This is a genomic window from Solibacillus sp. FSL K6-1523 (assembly GCF_038005225.1).
Taxonomy (GTDB): domain Bacteria; phylum Bacillota; class Bacilli; order Bacillales_A; family Planococcaceae; genus Solibacillus.
The window spans coordinates 4,024,761-4,047,229 of record NZ_JBBOSU010000001.1 but is presented as its reverse complement, the minus strand read 5'-3'; the positions used below and the strand labels follow the sequence as shown (position 1 = coordinate 4,047,229).

Annotated in this window: 17 protein-coding genes; 14 read left to right on the top strand and 3 right to left on the bottom strand. The window is 39.2% G+C overall.

Annotation, left to right across the window (positions count from 1 at the left end):
- The first annotated feature begins 80 nt into the window (after positions 1-80).
- The 6 genes from MHI10_RS19455 (at position 81) to MHI10_RS19430 (ending at position 8,940) form a co-directional block, all read left to right on the top strand.
- Positions 81-1,931, top strand: coding sequence for a bifunctional homocysteine S-methyltransferase/methylenetetrahydrofolate reductase (locus MHI10_RS19455; protein WP_340788410.1), 1,851 nt, complete (start codon positions 81-83; stop codon positions 1,929-1,931).
- Entirely contained in the window at positions 1,924-5,352 is a 3,429-nt protein-coding gene (gene metH / locus MHI10_RS19450) for a methionine synthase (protein WP_340788407.1), read from the top strand. The genes MHI10_RS19455 and metH overlap by 8 nt, the downstream gene beginning before the upstream one ends.
- 89 nt (positions 5,353-5,441) lie before the next feature.
- Complete coding sequence (locus tag MHI10_RS19445) at positions 5,442-5,954, top strand: GNAT family N-acetyltransferase (protein WP_340788405.1); 513 nt, start codon at positions 5,442-5,444, stop codon at positions 5,952-5,954.
- Positions 5,955-6,087: 133 nt separating this feature from the next.
- A complete protein-coding gene (locus MHI10_RS19440; protein ID WP_445683234.1) occupies positions 6,088-7,116 on the top strand; it encodes a fatty acid desaturase in 1,029 nt (342 codons plus the stop codon).
- A gap of 85 nt (positions 7,117-7,201) precedes the next feature.
- A complete protein-coding gene (locus MHI10_RS19435; RefSeq protein ID WP_340788400.1) occupies positions 7,202-8,338 on the top strand; it encodes a sensor histidine kinase in 1,137 nt (378 codons plus the stop codon).
- The gene (locus MHI10_RS19430; RefSeq protein ID WP_340788398.1) at positions 8,335-8,940 is read left to right on the top strand and encodes a response regulator transcription factor; all 606 of its coding nucleotides are present in this window, start codon (positions 8,335-8,337) and stop codon (positions 8,938-8,940) included. Before MHI10_RS19435 ends, MHI10_RS19430 begins: the two co-directional genes overlap by 4 nt.
- A 75-nt stretch (positions 8,941-9,015) precedes the next feature.
- Here the strand turns inward: MHI10_RS19430 and MHI10_RS19425 are convergent, their stop codons facing one another.
- Genes MHI10_RS19425 through MHI10_RS19415 form a run of 3 tightly spaced genes read right to left on the bottom strand, consistent with a single transcriptional unit; the run spans position 9,016 to position 11,526 of the window.
- Positions 9,016-9,987 (bottom strand): proline dehydrogenase family protein, encoded by a 972-nt coding sequence (locus tag MHI10_RS19425; RefSeq protein ID WP_340788397.1) that lies wholly within the window; start codon positions 9,985-9,987, stop codon positions 9,016-9,018.
- A gap of 58 nt (positions 9,988-10,045) precedes the next feature.
- Positions 10,046-10,804 (bottom strand): ABC transporter permease, encoded by a 759-nt coding sequence (locus tag MHI10_RS19420; RefSeq protein ID WP_340788395.1) that lies wholly within the window; start codon positions 10,802-10,804, stop codon positions 10,046-10,048.
- Positions 10,801-11,526 (bottom strand): ABC transporter ATP-binding protein, encoded by a 726-nt coding sequence (locus tag MHI10_RS19415; RefSeq protein ID WP_340788392.1) that lies wholly within the window; start codon positions 11,524-11,526, stop codon positions 10,801-10,803. The genes MHI10_RS19420 and MHI10_RS19415 overlap by 4 nt, the downstream gene beginning before the upstream one ends.
- 225 nt (positions 11,527-11,751) lie before the next feature.
- Between MHI10_RS19415 and MHI10_RS19410 the strand changes: the two genes are divergently transcribed.
- The 8 genes from MHI10_RS19410 (at position 11,752) to guaA (MHI10_RS19375) (ending at position 22,425) form a co-directional block, all read left to right on the top strand.
- The gene (locus MHI10_RS19410; protein WP_340788389.1) at positions 11,752-13,212 is read left to right on the top strand and encodes a nicotinate phosphoribosyltransferase; all 1,461 of its coding nucleotides are present in this window, start codon (positions 11,752-11,754) and stop codon (positions 13,210-13,212) included.
- 22 nt (positions 13,213-13,234) lie between these two features.
- The gene (gene nadE, locus MHI10_RS19405) at positions 13,235-14,062 is read left to right on the top strand and encodes an ammonia-dependent NAD(+) synthetase (RefSeq protein WP_340788386.1); all 828 of its coding nucleotides are present in this window, start codon (positions 13,235-13,237) and stop codon (positions 14,060-14,062) included.
- Between the two features lie 142 nt (positions 14,063-14,204).
- Positions 14,205-14,543, top strand: a complete 339-nt coding sequence (locus tag MHI10_RS19400) for a hypothetical protein (protein WP_340788384.1) — start codon at positions 14,205-14,207, stop codon at positions 14,541-14,543.
- 176 nt (positions 14,544-14,719) lie between these two features.
- Positions 14,720-15,664 carry an AAA family ATPase gene (locus MHI10_RS19395; protein ID WP_340788382.1) on the top strand — a complete coding sequence of 315 codons (945 nt, stop codon included), beginning with the start codon at positions 14,720-14,722 and terminating at the stop codon, positions 15,662-15,664.
- The gene (locus MHI10_RS19390; protein ID WP_340788380.1) at positions 15,661-16,845 is read left to right on the top strand and encodes a DUF58 domain-containing protein; all 1,185 of its coding nucleotides are present in this window, start codon (positions 15,661-15,663) and stop codon (positions 16,843-16,845) included. Before MHI10_RS19395 ends, MHI10_RS19390 begins: the two co-directional genes overlap by 4 nt.
- The gene (locus MHI10_RS19385; protein ID WP_340788378.1) at positions 16,842-18,983 is read left to right on the top strand and encodes a DUF4129 domain-containing transglutaminase family protein; all 2,142 of its coding nucleotides are present in this window, start codon (positions 16,842-16,844) and stop codon (positions 18,981-18,983) included. The genes MHI10_RS19390 and MHI10_RS19385 overlap by 4 nt, the downstream gene beginning before the upstream one ends.
- 118 nt (positions 18,984-19,101) lie before the next feature.
- On the top strand, positions 19,102-20,412 hold the full coding sequence (gene guaA, locus MHI10_RS19380) for a glutamine-hydrolyzing GMP synthase (protein ID WP_340789293.1): 1,311 nt from the start codon (positions 19,102-19,104) through the stop codon (positions 20,410-20,412).
- Positions 20,413-20,871: 459 nt separating this feature from the next.
- Entirely contained in the window at positions 20,872-22,425 is a 1,554-nt protein-coding gene (guaA, locus tag MHI10_RS19375) for a glutamine-hydrolyzing GMP synthase (RefSeq protein WP_340789292.1), read from the top strand.
- Positions 22,426-22,469 lie beyond the last annotated feature (44 nt).

Genomic DNA, 22,469 nt, shown 5'->3' with positions numbered 1-22,469 from the left:
CGCCTTCTTTTTATATTAGAAAGAAGGCTTTTTTATATCAATAAATGACTGAAAATACTGTGAATAGGGGAGTGGATACAATGGGTTTACTAGAAGATTTAAAAACAAAAGTATTAACAGCTGATGGTGCAATTGGAACGTTATTATATTCTTACGGTTTAGACTATTGTCATGAGGAAATGAATATTGCACGACCAGAAATTATCGAAAAAATACATGGTGAATATGTAGCAGCAGGCGCGGATATTATCCAGACGAATACATATGGTGCGAATGCGATTAAACTTGCTCGTTATGGCTATGAAAATCGCGTGCAAGAATTCAATGAAGCGGCTATTCAAATTGCTAAGCGTGCGGCAGCGCCAGGGGGGCAGTATGTGTTGGCAACAATCGGAGGCATTCGCGGCGTCCGAAAAAATGATGTGACATTAGCAGAAATTTTAGATGCGTTTGAGGAACAAGTGAAAGTACTTCTCGCAGGACAACCGGATGGCTTTTTACTCGAAACGTATTATGATTTTGAGGAATTATCGCATTGTGTTCATTTATTGCGCACATTAACGGACTTACCGATTATTGCACAAGTGACGATGCAAGATCCAGGCGTTTTACAAAATGGCATGTCATTGAATGAAGCGTTATATGATTTGGAAGCGTTAGGCGCGGATATTGTCGGCAGTAACTGTCGCTTAGGGCCGTTCCATACAATTCAAGCATTTGAAGGTATAGCACTTCCGGAAAATGCGTTTTTATCGGCTTCTCCCAATGCTTCTTTATTAGATGTGGAAGATGGGCGTGTTGTTTATGAGTCAGAGGCAGATTATTTTGCGCGAGCTGCGGTTGAATTAGTGGAGCAAGGTGTTCGTTTAATTGGTGGCTGCTGTGGAACGACACCACAGCATATAGCGGCAGTGAAAAGTCGTTTAGCGCATGTTAAGCCGATTACAGAGAAAAAGGTGAAGAAAGAGCAAGGTTGGACAGAGTTTGTGCGTGTACCTGAACCACGTCAGCAAGAGCCTTTACATATAAAGGCGCAGCGCGAACGTTCAGTCATTGTAGAGCTAGATACACCACGTCATTTAGAAATTGATGGATTTGTGGAAGGTGCTAAAAAATTATACAACGCAGGTGCAGATGTCATTATGATGGCGGATAATTCCCTTGCCTCTCCGCGTATAAGCAATATTGCGATGGCGGCTATTTTGAAGCAACACGGTATACGTACATTGCCCCATCTAACTTGTCGTGACCGTAATTTAATCGGCTTGCAATCACATTTAATGGGCTTAGATGCATTAGAGTTGCATGACCTTTTAGTGGTGACAGGTGACCCGACAAAAGTGGGAGACTTCCCTGGGGCAACGAGTGTATATGATGTGTCATCTATGGAGTTAATTTCATTAGTGAAACAATTAAATGAAGGTGTTTCTTTCACAGGGAAAACATTGCGAAAGCAGGCGAATTTCTCCGTAGCAGGTGCGTTCAATCCAAATGTGCGTGTAGTAGAACGTGCGGTTGCGCGTTTAGAGAAAAAAATTGAACACGGGGCGGATTATTTTATTTCGCAGCCCGTTTATACAAAAGAAAAGATTAAAGAAATTTATGAGGCGACAAAGCATTTAGAAACGCCGATATATATTGGCATCATGCCTTTAACTTCATTTAGAAGCGCGAACTTCCTACATCATGAAGTACCAGGCATTAAGCTTTCAGAAGAAGCGTTAGCGCGTATGGAAGCTTGTGGTGAGGACAAGGAGGCTGCAACGAAAGAGGGCATAGCAATTGCCAAAGAACTTTTAGAAACAGCTTGTCAGTATTTTAATGGAATTTATTTAATTACACCATTCTTACGCTACGATATGACGTTAGAGTTAATCGACTATGTGAAAGCGTTCGATCTGAAATATAAAGGAGTCAAAACAAATGCTTAATCATCCAATTCAGGATCAACTACAAAAACGAATATTAATTATAGATGGTGCAATGGGTACAATGCTTCAAAATGAAAATTTGACGTATGAAGATTTCGGTGGTGAAGAATTAGACGGCTGTAACGAAAACCTAATTTTGACGCGCCCAGATGTACTTGAGAAAATCCACCGTGCGTATTTAGAAGCTGGTTCAGATATTATTTGTACAAATACATTTGGTGCGACGCCACTTGTTTTAAATGAATATGACCTGGGACATAAAGCGGTAGAAATTAATAAGCGCGCGGTGGAAATTGCACTAGAGGCGGCACGTGAATTTTCGACACCTGAATGGCCACGTTTTGTTGCAGGTGCGATGGGACCGACAACAAAAACGTTGTCGGTAACAGGTGGAATTACATTTGAAGAGCTTGAAGAGAACTTCTATGTACAGGCAAAAGCATTAATTGAAGCAGGCTCAGATTTACTATTACTTGAAACGTCTCAAGATATGCTCAATGTAAAGGCCGGTACAATTGCCGTACGTCGTGCGTTTGATGAATTAGGAATCGAGCTACCTGTGATGATTTCAGGAACAATCGAACCAATGGGGACAACACTTGCAGGACAATCTATTGAAGCTTTCTACATTTCAATTGAACATATTCAACCGTTATCTGTTGGCTTGAACTGCGCGACAGGTCCAGAGTTTATGACGGATCATATTCGTTCATTAGCAGAGTTGTCAAATGGCTATATTAGTTGTTATCCGAATGCAGGCTTACCAGATGAGGAAGGGTGCTACCATGAAACACCTGAATCATTATCGAAAAAGCTTCAAGGCTTTGCAGAAAAAGGTTGGCTTAATATTATCGGTGGCTGCTGTGGTACGACACCTGCGCATATCGCGGCGATTCGTGAAGCAGTGGCAGGTTTTGCGCCACGTAAACCTAAAGAAAAGACACATACGCATTTCGTTTCAGGCATTGAACCGTTACAGTATGATGATTCGATGCGTCCGTTATTTATGGGAGAGCGTACGAATGTTATCGGCTCACGTAAATTCAAAAATTTAATTATTGAAGGTAAATTTGAAGAAGCGGCAGAAGTTGCACGTGCCCAAGTAAAAAATGGAGCGCATGTTATTGATATTTGTCTTGCCAATCCAGACCGTGATGAAGTAGAGGACATGAAAAACTTCATGCAGGAAGTTGTTAAAAAGGTAAAAGTGCCTTTAGTAATTGACTCGACGGATGAAAAGGTTATGGAAGCCGCTTTAAAGTATTCACAGGGTAAGGCAATCATTAACTCGATTAACTTAGAAGATGGCGAAGAACGCTTTGATGCGGTAATGCCACTTGTGAAAAAGTACGGGGCAGCGCTTGTTGTCGGAACAATCGACGAAAAGGGCATGGCGATTACGCGTGAGCAAAAGCTAGCAGTGGCAGAGCGTTCATTTAAATTGCTGAAAGAAAAATGGGGCATGGCGCCAGAGGATATTATTTTTGACCCATTAATGTTCCCAGTTGGTACAGGGGATGAGCAATATATTGGCGCGGCAGAGGAAACAATCGAAGGAATTCGTTTAATTAAAGAAAAGCTACCACATTGCTTAACTGTTCTTGGGGTGAGTAACGTATCATTCGGTTTACCGCCAGTAGGTCGTGAAGTGTTAAATGCGGTTTATTTATACCACTGTACGCAAGCAGGCCTTGATTATGCGATCGTGAATACAGAAAAATTAGAGCGATTTGCTTCGATTCCAGAAGAGGAAATTAAGCTTGCGAACGATTTAATTTTCAATACAAATGATGAAACATTAGCGGTATTTACAGATTTCTATCGTGGTAAAAAGAAAGAGTCTGCTGTGAAAGTATTGCCTGCAACTGTGGAGGAGCGTCTTGCGTATTATATTTTAGAAGGTACGAAGGAAGGTTTAATAGAAGATTTAAATTTAGCGCGTGAGATGTTTGATACACCGCTAGATATTATTAATGGACCACTTATGGAAGGAATGGCTGAAGTAGGTCGCCTATTTAATGAAAATCAGCTCATTGTAGCGGAAGTGTTACAAAGTGCAGGTGTTATGAAAGCAGCCGTTGCCCATTTGGAGCAGTTCATGGAAAAAGGTGATTCCAGCGCAAGTAAAGGGACGCTTGTACTCGCAACCGTTAAAGGTGACGTACATGATATCGGTAAAAACTTAGTCGATATTATTTTAAGTAATAACGGTTTCCGTGTCATTGATCTAGGAATTAAAGTAACGCCTGCGCAATTGATTGAAGCGATTCGTAAAGAAAAGCCAGACTTTGTAGGACTTTCTGGATTGCTTGTAAAATCAGCACAACAAATGGTTATTACCGCGCAAGATTTCAAAGAAGCGGGCATTGATATTCCGATTTTAGTTGGAGGCGCTGCTTTATCACGTCGTTTTACAGAAACAAAAATTTCTGAGCAATACGATGGTCCGGTCATTTATTCGAAAGATGCGATGCAAGGTTTAGATCAAGCGAACCGTTTAATGAATACAGAGCAACGTGAAGAACTTGTTGCGGAGCTAAAAGAAGCGCGTGAAAAGCGTATTGAATCCGATGCAAAGCGTGCAGCTCGACCAGTTGCAGTACTAGAAAAACCAGTCCGTACAGTTGGAGATGCCGATGTTTTCCTTCCAGGAGATTTAGTGCGTCGAGTGAAGCGTAATTACTCAGTTGCTCACTTACAACCTTATGTGAACATGCGTACATTAATCGGACATCATTTAGGGCTGAAAGGTAATTTAGCACAAATGTTAGAAGAGCAGGACGAACGCGCAGTGCAATTAACTACGCTCGTTAACGAGTATTTAAGTAGTGATCTACTAACGCCTTCTGGTATGTATCAATTTTTCCCTGCACAATCAGATGGCGATGATGTTGTCGTTTATAGTCCAGAAGATCACAAGACGGAAATTAAGCGATTTACATTCCCACGTCAGCAAGTTAAGCCGTTTTTATGCTTGGCAGATTTCTTAAAGTCAGTAGATAGTGGGGAAATGGATTACATCGCGTTAATGGTTGTCACAGCAGGTCATGGGGTAAGCGACTTAGCGAGAACGTTAAAAGAGGAAGGAAAGTTTTTAGAGAGTCACGCACTTATGGCGACGGCACTTGAGCTGGCAGAAGGATTTGCAGAGCGTATTCACCAGGAAATTCGCGATCAGTGGGGCTTCCCAGATGCAACAGACTTCACAATGCGAGACCGTTTTGCTGCGAAATACCAAGGACAGCGCTTCAGCTTCGGCTATCCTGCTTGTCCAAATTTAGAAGATCAAGAAAAGTTATTTGCGTTATTAAAGCCTGAAGATATTGGCGTACATCTTACTGAAGGTTTCATGATGGAGCCAGAAGCAAGTGTATCTGCTATTGTATTTGCACACCCAGATGCACGCTATTTCAATGTTTAAGGCGAAGTGTAAGTTTTGCTGTATAAAGTAAATAAGAACCGTCCTGCTAAAGTTGCGGGGCGGTTTCGACTTTAAAGGGAGATGAATGGATGATTAGACTAGCAACAGCAGCGGATATACCAACGATTTTAGAAATCTTTAATGACAATATTTTAAATTCGACGGCGATATATATGTATGAGGAGCAAACGTTAGCACAGCGTATGGCGTGGTATGAGCAAAAATTGCAAAATGGCGAGCCGTTATTCGTTTATGAAGACAATGGCGAAGTAGCAGGCTATGCAGCATACGGTCCATTTCGTGCGTATCCAGCTTATCAATATACAGTGGAGCATTCCGTTTACGTACATAAAAACCATTATAAAAAAGGGATTGCTACGAAGTTAATGGATGTGCTCATTGAACATGCCCGTAAAAACGAGGTAAAAACAATGGTTGCATGTATTGATCGTGAAAACGAAGCGAGCATTTATATACATGAAAGACTTCACTTTACGTATAGTGGAACGATTCGTAATGCAGGCTATAAGTTTGGACGTTGGCTGGATTTAGTTTTTTATCAACTCGATTTAGAAGGACCAAATGAGTCAAAAGAAAAATAATTATCTCAGATTGGTACCTAGTCATATGACAACTGTCATAAAAAAGTTGTGATATTTGCTCGTACACTCTTTTTCTGAAATTTTATACGATATGTGTAACAACTTAAGGAGAAAGAGGGAGATAATTTTGGCAATAACAGATGCGGAAAAAACAAAACAGTTAAGAAAAGATATAGCCCCATTTGCAAAATCAGAGCTGCGTATTAGTATTCAGCAAATTATAAATACAATTGTACCAATCTTTTTAATATGGGGAGCAGGTTATGTACTTTTACAATATTCACCGTGGTATACGGCATTATGTAGTGTCATTGCATCAGGGTTTGTTGTACGAGCATTTATTATTTTCCATGATTGTACGCACGGTTCATTTTTCAAAAACAAAACGGCCAATGCAGTTATTGGCAATATTACAGGGCTGTTAACATCATTTCCATATGAAAAATGGAAACGTGAGCATTCGATCCACCATGCAACAAGTGCAAACTTAGACAAGCGCGGCATTGGCGATATCGATATGTTAACAATTGATGAATACTTAGAAAAATCTAAGTTAGGTCGTTTAGGTTACCGATTCTATCGTAATCCAATCGTATTGTTTGGGCTAGGACCACTATTTATGGTACTTGTATTAAACCGTATTAACCGTAAAGATGCGAAGCGTAAAGAGCGCTTAAATACGTACTTCACGAACCTTGCATTATTAGTAATTTGTACGTCTTTAATTTTAATATTCGGTTTCTCAACATTCTTATTAGTACATGGCTTAACATTATTTATCGCAGGTTCATTAGGCATTTGGTTATTTTATATTCAACATACGTATGAAGATTCGTATTTTGAATATGATAAAGATTGGGATTATGTAAAAGCTGCGGTAGAGGGTAGTTCTTATTATAAATTACCGAAAATCTTACAATGGATTACAGGAAATATCGGCTTCCACCATGTGCATCATTTATCACCACGTGTGCCAAATTACAAATTAGAAGATGCGCATGAATCAATTAAGCCGTTACAGCAGGCGACGACAATTACAATCAAAACAAGCTTAGAATCGCTACGTTATAAATTATATGATCCTGAAAACTATCGCTTTGTAACATTTAAAGAAGCGACATCATCAGAGCGTATGAGAAATAAAACGTCGTTAGCAAAATAAGTTGGATTTATAAGAAGGTACCTCAAGATTCAACATGAGGTGCCTCTTTTGTTATAATGAATGAAAAAAGAGAATTGAGGCCGTTATGCAAACTTGGTATAGTATCATCCCGAAAAGCCCGATGTTAAGTATTTATATATGGATAATTTTTTGTATTATGCCGTTTTTCTTTATTATTCAGTCATTTCCACTGTGGCAAATTATTACGGGAATTGGGTTTATTTTATTTTACTTCCTATGTCATTATTTTTCGTTCCGTGCAAAACCGGGATTAAAATATATGTGGATTAGCTTCCAAATGGTGCTCAATATTGTGATGACCCTACTGTTTGGATATGTTTATTTATCCTTATTTACGGCATTTTTTATCGGCAATATTAGGCAATCTGTTGGATTTTATATTATGTATGGCTTACATATAGGCTTTACTGTGCTATCTATTGTAGGTGGCTACTTTATTTTTCTTGATTTATTTTTGACGCAAACCCCGTTTATTATCATTAATGTATTGGGCGTAGTTCTTCTACCGTTTACACTGTATTCAAAAACGCGTCGGGAAAATTTAGAAGGAGAGCTTGAGACGGCACGTGAGCGAATTTCCGAATTAACCGTTCATGAAGAGCGTCAACGAATTGCACGTGATTTACATGATACGCTTGGACAAAAACTATCCATGATTGGCTTGAAAAGTGATTTAGCTGCCCGATTAGTGGAAAAAGACCCACAACAGGCGATATTAGAAATAAAGGATATTCGCCAAACAGCAAGTGTGGCATTGAAAGAAGTTCGTGAGCTTGTTGCGGATATGCGCGCGGTACGTATCGAAGAAGAGTTATACCGAGTCGAGCAAATTTTAAAAGCTGCACAAATTAAATTTCGCTTAAATGGCGATAAATCCGAAATCAAAATGCCAGTGCTTGCTGAAAGTGTCATAAGTATGTGTCTTAAAGAAGCCGTGACGAACATTATTAAGCATAGTGAAGCAACGATTTGTCGCATTAGCTTTTATCAAAGTGAAGATGAGTTCAAAATGACGATTCAAGATAATGGTGTGGGCTTAGACCGTTCGAAACGCTTAAATGGCGGAAGTGGTTTAAAAGGCATGCAGGAGCGAATTGAATTTTTAAATGGTGTGATTGATATTGAAAGTGATCAAGGAACATCCGTTATTATTAAAGTGCCATTAGCCATTACGCATCAAAAAGGAGAGATGGAAAAATGATTCGTATAGTTATAGCCGAGGATCAGGGAATGCTACTCGGTGCGATGAAGTCTTTACTAAGTATGGAAGAGGATATCGAAGTTGTAGGGCTAGCAAAAAACGGCGAAGAGGCCATTGAGTTAGTCGAGGAGTTACAACCAGATGTTTGCATAATGGATATTGAAATGCCTGTGAAAACAGGTTTAGATGCTGCTGAGGCGCTACGCGGTAGTGATTGTAAAATTATAATATTGACGACTTTTGCGCGACCTGGTTATTTTGAACGTGCACGAAAAGCAGGTGTCCGTGGTTATTTATTAAAGGATAGTCCGATTGAAGAACTTGTTAACTCCATTCGTATTATTGTAGATGGTCGCCGAATTTACGCGCCTGAGCTTGTCGATTTCGTTTATGAAGATGATAGTGAAAACCCACTGACAGAGCGCGAAAGCCAAGTGCTGGAGCTGATAGCAGAGGGGAAAACGACGAAAGAAATCGCAGCGGAATTATATTTAGCTGCTGGGACCGTTCGAAACTATATCTCTACAATTTTAGAGAAGCTTGGTGTCGGTAACCGAATCGAAGCAATCGCCCGTTTTAAAGAAAAGGGCTGGAATAAATAAAGGGCATAGGGATTTTTTCCTTACTAAAGGCTCCATCTGTGAACTGTACACAGATGGAGCCTTTTTTGGGGGGATTTATTTGCGTTTTGTTAAGCGCCCTAATAAGAAAGCCCCTGCCGCAACTGCAAGAACAGTATTCGTTTTTTTATTGAATACTTTCTTTGTCACGTAGTTTAAGTTTTGTGGCCGCTCTGCTAATTGACGCATGAAATAGCCGTACCAATCTTTGCCGTATGGTACATATACACAAACCTTGTAGCCTTCGCGTGAGAGTTCTAGCTGCAAGTCTTTACGGAAGCCATAGAACATTTGGAATTCGAACTTGTCCTTTGGGATGTTATTTTCGAGGGCAAAGTATTTTACATGGTTAATCATATTTTGATCATGTGTAGCAATCGATGTAAACTGACCGTTTGCTAAATGTGATTCAATCAGCTCAAGGAAGTTAATATCAATATCTAACTGATCTTGATAGGCGATTTCCTCCGATTCTTTGTAAGCACCCTTTACAATGCGTAAACGGGAATTCGTAAACTGACTTATATCATCTTTTGCGCGGTGAAGGTAGGCTTGAATAACCGTACCAACATTCGTAAATGATTTTGTAAGCTCCTCAACCATATCAAGGGTAGTTTGTAAGTGCTGATGGTCTGCTGTATTGACGTTGACGAAAATACCGTAAGTTTCAGCATGTGCTACGATTTCACGTAAGTTGTCATAGCAAAAATCGATATCAATATCGAGCCCAAGCTGAGCTGGTTGTACCGAAATATGGGCATCCACTTCTTTTGCATGAATGGCATCAATCATTACAAGCAGATCATTTTTCGCTTGCGTTGCTTGTGCTTCATCCGATACAAAATTTGTTAAGTGATCGACCGTGCAAGAAATACCTTTTGCGTTCAGTTCTTCAATGCTTTTTAGCACCTCAGGGATTGTTGTACCTGCTACAATATTTTGCGCGCCAAGTTTAAAACCGTATTGTTGTGCTGTGTTGCTAAGTGTTTCGTTTTCAGATAATGAAATGAAAAAATCGCGTAATGCCATGAAAACATCTCCTTGTATCATTGTAAAAAAAGTATACCACACAATTTTTCAGTAGATATTATTGTGTATTAGTCTTTAACTTTTGCATTCTTTCGTTAAATAATGTGGGATACACTAAAAACCCTAAAATAACGGAGGATAATGTCGCGCAAGTGAGTAAGGCGAAAATGATTAAAATTTGAAACTGCACGGCTTCAATCGGATTTGCACCACCGATAATTTGTCCGCTCATGATACCTGGTAATTGGACAAGCCCGATTGTTTTTTGCGCTTCGATTGTTGGAATCATACTCGCTTTAATGGAATCTATTAGTTGTTGATGGACTGCTTGTTTTGGTGTGCCGCCGAGCGACAGAATAAGCTCGATTGTATGTTCGTTCGCATCAATTTCAGATTGAAACCGATTTAAAAACAAAATACATAATACCATCGAGTTTCCAACCATCATGCCACTGATAGGAATGATGAAGTTTGCCGTTGCAGGCATGATTTGAAGCCCAAGGAGTACGCTCATAATGACAACCTCTACCGAAAGCAACGTTACGACAAGCTTCCACGTAATGCCCGGTATACCTTTTCCTTTCTTCCGGGCGTTTAACGTCGCTGCCACAATCATTAATGAAATCATTAATAGCATATAAATGACGCTATCTGATTCGAAAACGAAATTCAGTATGTATCCGACAGCGAGTAGCTGAAAGACAGAGCGCACGGTAGCAATTGTTACATCACGTTCTAGCCCTAGCTTTAAAGCTTTCGATAAGGCAAGTGGAATCAACACAAATAATAAAGTGAGAGATAGGGAAGTATAAGTCATCTTTCATTACCTCGCTGGATAAATGATTGGACGACGGGATTATCTGATTGGAATAGTATCTCCGTTTGCGCGGCATCTATTAATTGCCCCTCTTTTAACAGCCACGTATAATGCCCCAGTCGTTTAGCCTGTTCGATATTATGCGTAATCCAAATAATTGTTACACCATATTGTACATTTAACTGAACTACTAACTCTTCAATTTCACGCACAGATTTGGGATCCAATGCAGATGTAATTTCATCGAGCAATAGAACTTCAGATTGATTTACTAATGTTCGAGCAATCGAAAGTTTTTGCTTTTGCCCACCAGATAAATCAATTGCCTCTCGCATTAAAAATTCCTTATCTAGCCCAACTGCTTGTAAAAAAGACAGTGCCTCTTCTTCGTTTAGCTTTTGCTCTTGTAACTTACGAGGAAGTGCTAAATTTTCATAGACGGAAGTTTTTAATAGCGGTGCAGACTGCAAAGCTATTCCAACTTTGCGACGTAATGTAGTTGGCTCAATTAACTCAATATTGTCATGTTCAATCATAATTTGTCCGCATGATGCAGAAATTAAACCGTTGCACAATTTGAGTAGCGTCGTTTTTCCTGCACCAGAAGGACCAATGAGTGTTGTAATTTGACCTTTATAAAACGTACCTGAAATATTTTTTAATAGCTTCGTTTGATTGATTTCAAATGAAACATTATCGAAAGTAATAGCGTGTTGTAACATAAATAACTCCTTTGCAAATAGTCCTTTTAGTAAGCTTAATCGGTAAAATGTAAGAATGCAAAATAACAGAGGACTACTTTGTAATTTGGTTGAACTTATCAAGTTATAGTATTTCTTGGGAAATGAATACGTGAATATGAATAAACAATAAAGCCCTTACATATTTCGAAAAAAATGAAATAGTGTATACTATGACTAATTATGCTTTGGAAGAAGGGAACAATAATGAGTGAAAAGTATGTAGATGATAGTTTAGCGTTGCATACCGATTTATATCAAATTAATATGGCAGAAAGCTACTGGGCGGATGGCATCCATAATCGTAAGGCGGTTTTCGAGTTGTATTTTAGAAAGCTACCATTCGGCAACGGCTATGCAGTGTTCGCCGGTTTAGAACGTATGTTGGATTATTTGAAGAACTTCAAATTTAGTGAAACAGATATCGCCTATTTACGCGATGAACTTCATTATAAAGAAGATTTTATAAATTACTTAAAAGATATACGCTTTACAGGTACTATGCATTCAATGGTTGAAGGTGAGCTTGTTTTTGCAAATGAACCAATCGTTCGAATTGAAGCACCATTAGTTGAGGCGCAATTAATCGAAACGGCACTACTGAATATTGTTAATTACCAAACGCTTATTGCCACGAAAGCAAGTCGTATTAAGCAAATTATTAAAAATGAAATTGGGATGGAATTCGGTACGCGTCGTGCACAAGAAATGGATGCGGCAATTTGGGGTGCCCGTGCAGCGATCATTGGCGGATTTGAATCGACATCGAATGTTCGTGCAGGGAAGATTTTTGATATTCCTGTAGCAGGTACGCATGCACATGCATTGGTACAAGCATATAAAAACGACTATGATGCCTTTCATTCCTATGCGAAACGCCATAAAGATTGCGTATTTTTAGTAGATACGTACAATACTTTAAGATCGGGTGTACCAACAGCGATCAAAGTAGCGAAAGAGCTTGGAGATAAAATTAACTTTATCGGGATTCGTTTAGATAGCGGTGACATTGCCTTCTTATCGAAAGAAGCGCGACGCATGCTCGATGAAGCAGGATTCCCAAATGCCAAAGTCATTGTGTCGAATGATTTAGATGAATACACGATTTTAAATTTAAAAGCACAAGGTGCGCGTGTAGATATGTGGGGGATTGGCACAAAGTTAATTACAGCTTATGATCAGCCAGCATTAGGTGCGGTTTACAAAATGGTTGCGATTGAAAATGAATGTGGCGAACTAGAAGATACGATTAAAATTTCAGCTAATGCAGAAAAAGTAACGACACCAGGATTAAAAAGGGTTTTCCGAATTATTAATACGAAAAATGGGAAATCTGAAGGTGACTACATTACAATGGCGGATGAAAATCCATCGAGTGAAACAAGAATTAAGATGTTCCATCCTGTGCATACATTCGTTTCGAAGTTTGTCACGAACTTTGAGGCAAAAGAACTGCATATAAAAGTAATCGATCAAGGCGAAATCATTTATGAAGTGCCATCATTACGAGAAATTCGTCAATATGCTCACGGCAATTTAGAGCTACTTTGGGATGAGTATAAACGTGCATTGAATCCTGAAGAATATCCAGTGGATTTAAGTCAAAAATGTTGGGATAACAAAATGCGTAATATTCAAGAAGTGCACAATATGGTTGCAGAAATATAAGCAGCGTTAAGGAGTGGTAGTTGTGACTGAATTACAACAGCAAATTATTGAAGAATTGCATGTTCTTCCTACAATCCATGTAGAGGAAGAGATTCGTAAATCAATTGACTTCTTAAAGGAATATGCAAAAAAGCATTCCTTTGTAAAAGGCTTCGTATTAGGGATTAGTGGAGGGCAAGATTCCACGTTAGCTGGAAAACTTGCGCAGCTTGCCGTCGATGAATTGAATGCAGAAGAAGGGACCACAAACTATTCTTTTTGGGCAGTAAGATTACCATATGGAATGCAATTTGATGAACAAGATTGCCAAGATGCACTCGATTTTATTCAGCCGACGAAAATTTACACGGTCAATATTAAAAAGGCAGTTGATGCGAGCTTTGAAGCATTAGCAATGGCTGGTATTGAGTTAAGTGACTTTGCAAAAGGCAATGAAAAAGCGCGGGAACGCATGAAAGTTCAGTTTTCAATTGCCGCGATGAACGGGGCGGTTGTACTCGGGACAGATCATGCAGCAGAAGCAATTACCGGCTTTTATACGAAGTTTGGAGATGGCGGCGCTGATTTAATGCCGATTTTCCGATTAACAAAACGTCAAGGTCGTCAATTGTTAGCGCATTTAAATTGCCCAGAGCATCTGTATTTAAAAGTACCAACAGCAGATCTTGAAGAAGATCGCCCATCCTTACCAGATGAAGTAGCGCTCGGTGTGACGTATGATCAAATTGATGACTATTTAGAAGGAAAGACAATTCCGGAACAAGCGCGTCAAACATTAGAGGGACATTATATCCGTTCGATGCATAAACGCCATTTACCAATCACTATATTCGATACATTTTGGAAATAATCCAATAGATAAGGCGCCTATAAACAAAAGGCGCCTTATTTTTACATCTAACAAAAATAGTTAATAAGAATGTTAGTTACCGTCTCACTTCTAAAAAAACGTCTGACCTTGTCGATATAAATACCTAAAGGGAGGAATGAAAATGAGGACGTCTAGAGTTAGCAGCGCGACGAGTAGTATTTATCGCAATGATACACGAGCTGTACAATCAGACATCCTATTTGCAGAGGCAATGGATGGGGGAAGACAAAATCTTTTTCGAGACCCCCGAGAGCAACTACAGCAACACCGAGGAAAGAAAAATAAACCAACACCAAAAGCAAAGAAGCTCGTACAAAATAAGGCGAGATTAATCGTAAAAGGGATGCAGTACAACGCCAATTCAGCAACAACGCTCAATCAATTATTTCAACGTACGACAAGTGTCAATGCCATCAATAAATTACAACGACGCAATATAACTTATCAAACCTCTATTTGAAATCGCCTAACTTGAATCTATTGTTAGGCGATTTTTGTGTTTTGTTGACTCTGTTCGAAGGGGTAGTTAACATTTATTTGGAATATTCACACGTTTACAGTTGTACTAAAATTTTCTTTTCGCTATGCTTAAAACAGTGAATTTATATACAAGCTTTTAACTAGGGGGGACAAAGTATGAACGAACAAATTGAAAAAATTATAAAAAACATTGAAAAAGTGATGATAGGAAAAAGAGAAATCGCAGAGTTAAGCATCGTTTCTTTGCTCGCAGGTGGACATGTGCTATTAGAGGATGTACCCGGTGTTGGAAAAACAATGATGGTACGTGCATTGTCCAAATCTTTAGGTACAACATTTAAGAGAATTCAGTTTACACCAGATTTATTACCGTCGGACGTTATTGGTGTATCTGTTTATAATCCGAAAACATTGCAGTTCGAATTCCGTCCAGGACCGATTGTTGGGAATATTGTGCTGGCAGATGAAATTAATCGGACTTCACCAAAAACGCAATCAGCTTTGCTAGAAAGTATGGAGGAGGCTTCAGTTACAGTAGATGGGGAAACAATCCAATTGCCGAAGCCATTTTTTGTTATGGCAACGCAAAATCCAATTGAGTATGAGGGGACATACCCACTACCTGAAGCGCAACTGGACCGATTTTTATTGAAAATTAAAATGGGTTACCCTTCAAAAGAAGAAGAAATAGAAGTGTTACGTCGAGCGGAAAGTACATTGCCAATCGATCAAATTGAAGCCGTTATTACTCTAGAGCAGTTAATTGAATTACAGCAACAAGTAAAGCAAGTCCATGTTGAAGATAATATTAAAGAATATATCGTGTCGCTTGCTCAAACAACGAGACATAATGACAAAGTATATTTAGGCGTTAGTCCACGTGCATCTATCGCGCTTATGAAGGCAGCCCAAGCGTATGCATTAATGAATGGACGCGCATTTGTTATACCAGATGATGTTCAATATTTAACGAAATTTGTATTTGGTCACCGATTAATTTTAAGACCAGAAGCACGCTATGAGGGCGTAACAGAAGAGGGAGTGATTGAGAGCGTGCTGCGCTATGTACCAGTTCCTGTGAAAAGGTTTGTACAGCAATGAGTCGGCTAAATGAATTTTTTAAACATGGAGGAAGACTTGTTACCGTAGTATCGTTGTTGGTCATTACGTACTGCTTTGCCATGTTTCAGGGCGGTTTTGTTAGTTGGTATCTCTTTTTCACCTTATTACCATTTGTCATTTATGCGATTTTATTAGCGATAATGCCAATAAAAATAACAGAAATTTCACGTACACTTTCAAAAGAGCGGGTCGAGCGCGGAGATAATATTGTCGTAACGGTCAAATTCCGCAATGCGAGCTGGTTTCCTATCATCTTTTTAACAGTTAGGGAACTACCGATGGACAGTCGCTTTTATGAGGCAGCTAATGGTCATTCAAGTAAGCTTTTTTTAGTTGGTTGGAAGCGAGAGTTTGAATGGTCCTATGAGCTAAAACAATTAAAGCGTGGCGAACATCATTTTCAAGGAATGGTCGTGACATGTACGGACTTTTTTGGCTGGACGATCCGTAAAGTAAAGGTCGAAAAGCCTCAAATGTTTTTTGTTTATCCAAAGGTATATCCTGTAACAACAGTGCCATTAAAAATGCAGTATGATCAAGGTACGACGGCTTCGTTATATTCACTTATAAAAGATACAACGATGGTAACGGGCGTTCGAGAATATGTACCTGGAGACCGCTTTTCTTGGATTCATTGGAAATCCTTTGCGAAAAATGGGGAGCTACGAACGAAGGAATTTGAGGATAAACAGTCTCAAAATATATTCTTTTTAATTGATCGGTCTGTGCAACGAAATTTTGAACAAGTAGTCGATTTCACTGCATCTTCTATCCGTACGATTGTCAAAGAGCGCGGGGATGTTTCGCTGTTAAGCGTAGGCATGGATCGCTATTTTGCACCTGTCATCAAGACCGAAAGTCAATTCGAGAAAATGATGCAGCATTTAGTTTCAATTCAGTCTGACGCTCAATTTGGTGTAGACAAACTGCTTCTGGAAGATCAAAAATTGATGATGCGTTCGGTCATTGTCATTGTGACAGGTGAGCTGACGCCAAATTTGAAAGAACTTTTAAATTCGAGTTCAAATTACGCCAAGAAAATCATTTGTTTTGTTATTGGAAATGAAACGGACTCTGCGCCATTCCACCATAACAACCAAGTTATTTTTATGAAGCCAAAATCGGAAGAGCAGGAAGTTGCGGAGGTGAATGTCTCATGAAACGCAGCGGCATAGAGCTTGCAGAACAGTTTCTATTTTATTTCATCGTCTTTTTGATATTAAGAGAATGGTTAATACCGATTATGCAGCTTACGGATACCGGCTATTTTAGCTTATTCACTTTATTTATAGCGCTCTGTTTAGTCATTAACTTTTTAGGCTGGCCATTACTAGTATCGTGGTTTTTGAAAATGGGCTTTATTGTGTGGGCTCTAGTATATGTTTACAATGATAGTAATTTATCGGACCTTGCATTTTTACAATATGAATTAAAATATAATGTCACGGTTTTAATGAATGGGGAGTGGGCTTTAGTAAGCGATCCTGTTCGTACAAGTTTATTTTTTGTACTTATTTGGATGCTCATTTATTTAATCCAATATTGGATAACGGTCCGTTTTACGATTTTTTATTTCTTCGTGCTTACCGTATTTTTCATCGCGACGCTCGATACATTTACAGATTATGATGGCACAACTGCGATTATAAAAATAGTTGTTTTAGGTCTTATAATGACATCTTTGTTGTTTGTAAAGCGTTTAATGCAGACGACAAATGCACAATTAAAATGGTCCAATTATTTCATCTATGTAGCGCCAATTGTCGTGTTTATTGGTGTTTCGGGAGTCGTTGCGGCTGTTTTACCGAAATCTGAGCCACAGTGGGCTGATCCTGTTCCTTATTTTAAAGATTGGGCAGGAATCGGACATACGGGTGAGTCTATTTCGCAAGTCGGCTACGGGGACAATGATGAAAGTCTTGGAGGTCCGTTCGTAGGGGATAATACAATTGTATATGAAGTGGAAACGCCAATTCGACAATACTGGCGGGTTGAAACGAAGGATGTTTACACGTCGAAAGGTTGGGAGAGCACAGCAAGCATGAGTTCTGAAGCCATTTTCCAACAATCTGAACGTATCCCGTTTACAATCAATCCGGGTGAAAAAGAAGAGAAAGAAGTGAAGGTTTATCCTTTAGGAGGCCATCCATTTTTAGTACAAGCTTACGGAACAACAAATTACATGTTGAATAACCCAGATGACACATTAAAGTTTAATGCTGCGAATGAAAAAATAGTCGCTATGGTAAGTGATGTTGAAAGGTATGTAACGGGGTATGAACTGTTATTTCAAGAGCCTTCTTACAGCTTTACCGAATTAAAAGAAGTGAAGACGTCCAGCCAAGTAGATGACCGATTTTTACAGCTACCGAAAAACTTGCCAACCCGTGTAAGGGATTTGGCGTACGAAATTACAGCAGATTATGAAAGTGTGTATGATAAAGCGCGTGCAATAGAATCGCATTTTAAAAAGGGCAACTTCCAGTACGAAACAACGAATGTAGCTATACCGAGCGCGGATGAAGATTATGTTGATCAGTTTTTATTCGAAACGATGCTCGGTTATTGTGATAATTTTTCTACTTCGATGGTCGTATTGCTTCGTTCTGTAGGCATACAGGCACGTTGGGTAAAAGGTTTCGCAAGTGGTGAGCGTATTTCAACAAGTAACGGTATGCATTTGTATCAAGTAACGAATAATGATGCACACTCATGGGTAGAAGCGTATATTGACGGAGTTGGCTGGGTACCATTTGAACCGACAATTGGTTTCAACAATCCAGTTAGCATTAATTATGATGTTAAAGCACCGACAGATGATTTAGCGCAGCAACCTGAGAAGAAAGAAGAAGTGGTGCCTGAGCCTGAAGAACAAGACAAGAAGGAGCAAGCAGCAGCTGCAAAAAATAAAACGATTGATTTTTCAAAATGGCAATGGCTTATTTATGTTTTAGCAGGTCTGTTGCTAGTTGTAGCGATTGTTTTATGGAAAAAGCGCGGAAGCTGGCAGCCGAAATTGGCAGTTCAAATGCATCAATCAAAACTAAATGATGCGACGACATTTGAAGACGGATATTTTGTGTTATTAAAACAGCTGGAGCGCATTCATTTAACACGTCGCCAAGATGAGACATTACAGCATTTTGCGAAGCGTGTAGATGAACAGTTAGAAACAACGAAAATGACTGAGTTAACGGCAATTTATGAGCAAATAATTTATGCGGGCAATTCGGGGCAATTCGATACGACAAAAGTAAAGGAAAGTTGGCAACATTTAATCAATCGTACGAGTAGTTGATTGATTGCGTACATGCTAAAATAATAGTACCCATTTCGATATAAATCGACAAAGTTCAAAAAACATTTGGTAAAACAAAAGAAACAGGGTAGAATTAATAGCATTAAGAGGAGGCTGTATTAACTTGAAACAGGATAATATTTTAGTATTAGATTTAGGTAGCAGTGAAAATACAACGATTGCCCGTTGGATTCGTGAATTAGGCGTATATAGTGAGATACATCCGCATGATATTACTGCGCAAAATATCCAAGATTTAAAAACAGTAAAAGGGATTATTTTAAATGGCGGTGTCAATAATATCGTTGATGGACAAGCAATCGACGTATTAGATGAAATTTATAATTTAAACATTCCTGTTATTAGTGTAGAGCATCCATCTACTCAGGCATCTCAAAATTTAGATAAATGGCCAAACGAAGAAGAAACGAAAGCATTTTTAAAAGGATTCGTTTTTGATACATGCAAGGCAGAAGCAAACTGGAATATGAAAAACTTCGTTGAAGATCAAATTGCATTAATTCGTGAGCAAGTTGGCGATAAAAAGGTACTTTTAGCGCTTTCAGGCGGCGTCGATTCTTCAGTTGTAGCAGCATTACTAATTAAAGCAATTGGTAAGCAATTAGTTTGTGTGCACGTGAACCACGGTTTAATGCGCAAAAACGAATCTGAAGGCGTTATTGCGATGTTCGAAAAAGACCTTGAAGAAAACCTTATTTACGTAGATGCAAGTGAGCGCTTCTTAGGTAAGTTAAAAGGTGTAAGCGACCCAGAAGAAAAACGTAAAATCATAGGTAATGAATTCGTTTATGTGTTTGATGAAGAAGCCCGTAAGTTTGACGGAATTGATTTCTTAGCACAAGGAACAATCTATCCAGATATCGTAGAATCAGGCACGAAAACACATAAGGTAGTAAAATCACATCATAACGTAGGTGGATTACCAGACGACTTAAAATTTGAATTAGTAGAGCCGTTATTCCAATTATTCAAAGATGAAGTGCGTGCGTGCGGCGTTGAGTTAGGATTACCGCATGATATGGTATACCGTCAACCATTCCCAGGTCCGGGATTAGGTGTGCGCGTTTTAGGTGAAATTGAGCCAGATCGTCTTGAAGCAGTACGTGAATCGGATGCGATTTTACGCGAAGAGTTTGCGTTAGCAGGATTAGATCAAAAAGTATGGCAGTACTTCACAGTTGTACCAAACTTCAAATCAGTTGGTGTTCGCAACAATGAACGTACGTACGAATATCCAGTAATTATTCGTGCAGTCAATACAATCGACGCAATGACAGCATCAATCGAACAAATCGAATGGCCGATTTTAATGAAAATTACAGACCGTATTATTAATGAAGTAAAACATGTTAACCGCGTGTGCTATGATCTATCACCAAAACCAGGCGGGACGATTGAGTGGGAGTAAACACCAGCCAAATTTCGAGGAGCTACTGCACCGCAGGAATTTTTTGCGATAGCAAAGCGAGCGTTTGCGACGAGCATGCGTAGCAGCGCAGGAGCACATAATTTTGCTCCTTAACGGAGAGCAAAATTATTTACGCGGCGATAGCCGGAAAATAAATAGCAATTAGAAAAAGCTTGGGAGAACCTTATTTGAAAAGGTTTCTGCCAAGCTTTTTGTTTTGTAAGACTAGAAATAGATACGAAAGCAAAAATTGTTGGCAAGCTAATAATAAAAAAAATATTCCGCCAATTCTATTGCTAGTTGATTTTCTTTTTTCAAATGTTTACTATTGAAAAATAAAATGTAGCAAACGACCATTTTCGTTGGGTGATATTACTCACTAGAAGTGAACGCATAGAGCATATTTCTATGCGTTTTTTAGGATTGTAAACTGCATTGAATACTTTAGAAGAGGTGAAAATTGTGTCAAATCCTTTATTAAAAGAACAAGAAAAGATTGTTGTTTTAGACTTTGGAAGTCAATTTAATCAATTAATTACACGTCGTATTCGTGAGTTTGGTGTGTTTTCAGAATTACACCCTCATACAACGACTGCAGAAGAAATGAAAGAAATGAACGTTGCAGGTATCGTATTTTCAGGTGGTCCAAACTCTGTTTATGGCGAAGAGGCATTCAAAGTGGACCCCGCAATTTTCGAATTAGGTTTACCGATTTTAGGTATTTGTTATGGTATGCAATTAATCGCACATACGCAAGGTGGTAAAGTTGAAGGCGCGGATACACGTGAATACGGTAAAGCAGAAATTAACGTAACAGCGGATAACAAATTATTCGGTGAGTTACCAAAGGAACAAATCGTTTGGATGAGTCATGGTGATCATGTAACGGAAGTACCGGCTGGTTTTGAAGTAATTGCAACAAGCCCTGCATGCCCAATCGCTGCAATGGCAAATGTTGAGCGTAAACTGTATGCTGTACAATTCCACCCAGAAGTACGTCACTCTGTTTACGGAAATGGCTTATTACGCAACTTCGTCTTTGATGTTTGTGGTGCAAAAGGCGACTGGTCTATGGCAAACTTCATCGACATCGAAATTGCAAAAATTCGTGAGCAAGTGGGCGACAAAAAAGTTCTTTGTGCATTATCAGGTGGCGTTGACTCGTCGGTAGTAGCGGTATTAATCCACAAAGCAATTGGTGACCAATTAACTTGTATGTTTGTAGACCACAACTTAAACCGTAAAGGCGAAGTGGAACAAGTGATGAAAACTTTCACGGAAGATTTCGATATGAACTTAATCAAAATCGATGCACGTGAGCGTTTCATGAGCAAATTAGCGGGAGTTTCAGATCCGGAACAAAAACGTAAAATTATCGGTAATGAATTTATTTACGTATTTGACGAAGAAGCTTCTAAATTAGAAGGCATGGATTTTTTAGCACAAGGTACGCTTTACACAGATATTATCGAGTCTGGTACAGCAACTGCGGAAACAATTAAATCTCACCATAATGTTGGTGGATTACCAGAAGATATGCAGTTTGAGTTAATCGAGCCGCTTAAAACATTATTCAAAGATGAAGTACGTGCTTTAGGTTTAGAGCTTGGTTTAGACGAGAAAATCGTATGGCGCCAACCATTCCCAGGTCCAGGATTAGGTATCCGTGTACTTGGTGAAATTACAGAAGAAAAGTTAGAAATCGTTCGCGAATCGGATTTCATCTTACGTGAAGAAATCGCAAAAGCCGGTCTTGAACGCGAAATTTGGCAATATTTCACGGTCCTACCCGATATCAAATCAGTAGGTGTAATGGGGGATGGCCGTACGTACGACTACGCAATCGGAATCCGCGGTGTAACATCAATCGACGGCATGACTTCCGATTGGGCGCGTATTCCTTACGACGTCCTAGAAAAAATCTCTGTACGTCTTGTTAACGAAGTACAGGGTGTTAACCGCGTACTGTATGATATTACAAGTAAGCCGCCAGCTACGATCGAGTGGGAGTGAACGCTCGCCAAATTTCGAGGAGCCACTGCACCGAAGGAATTTTT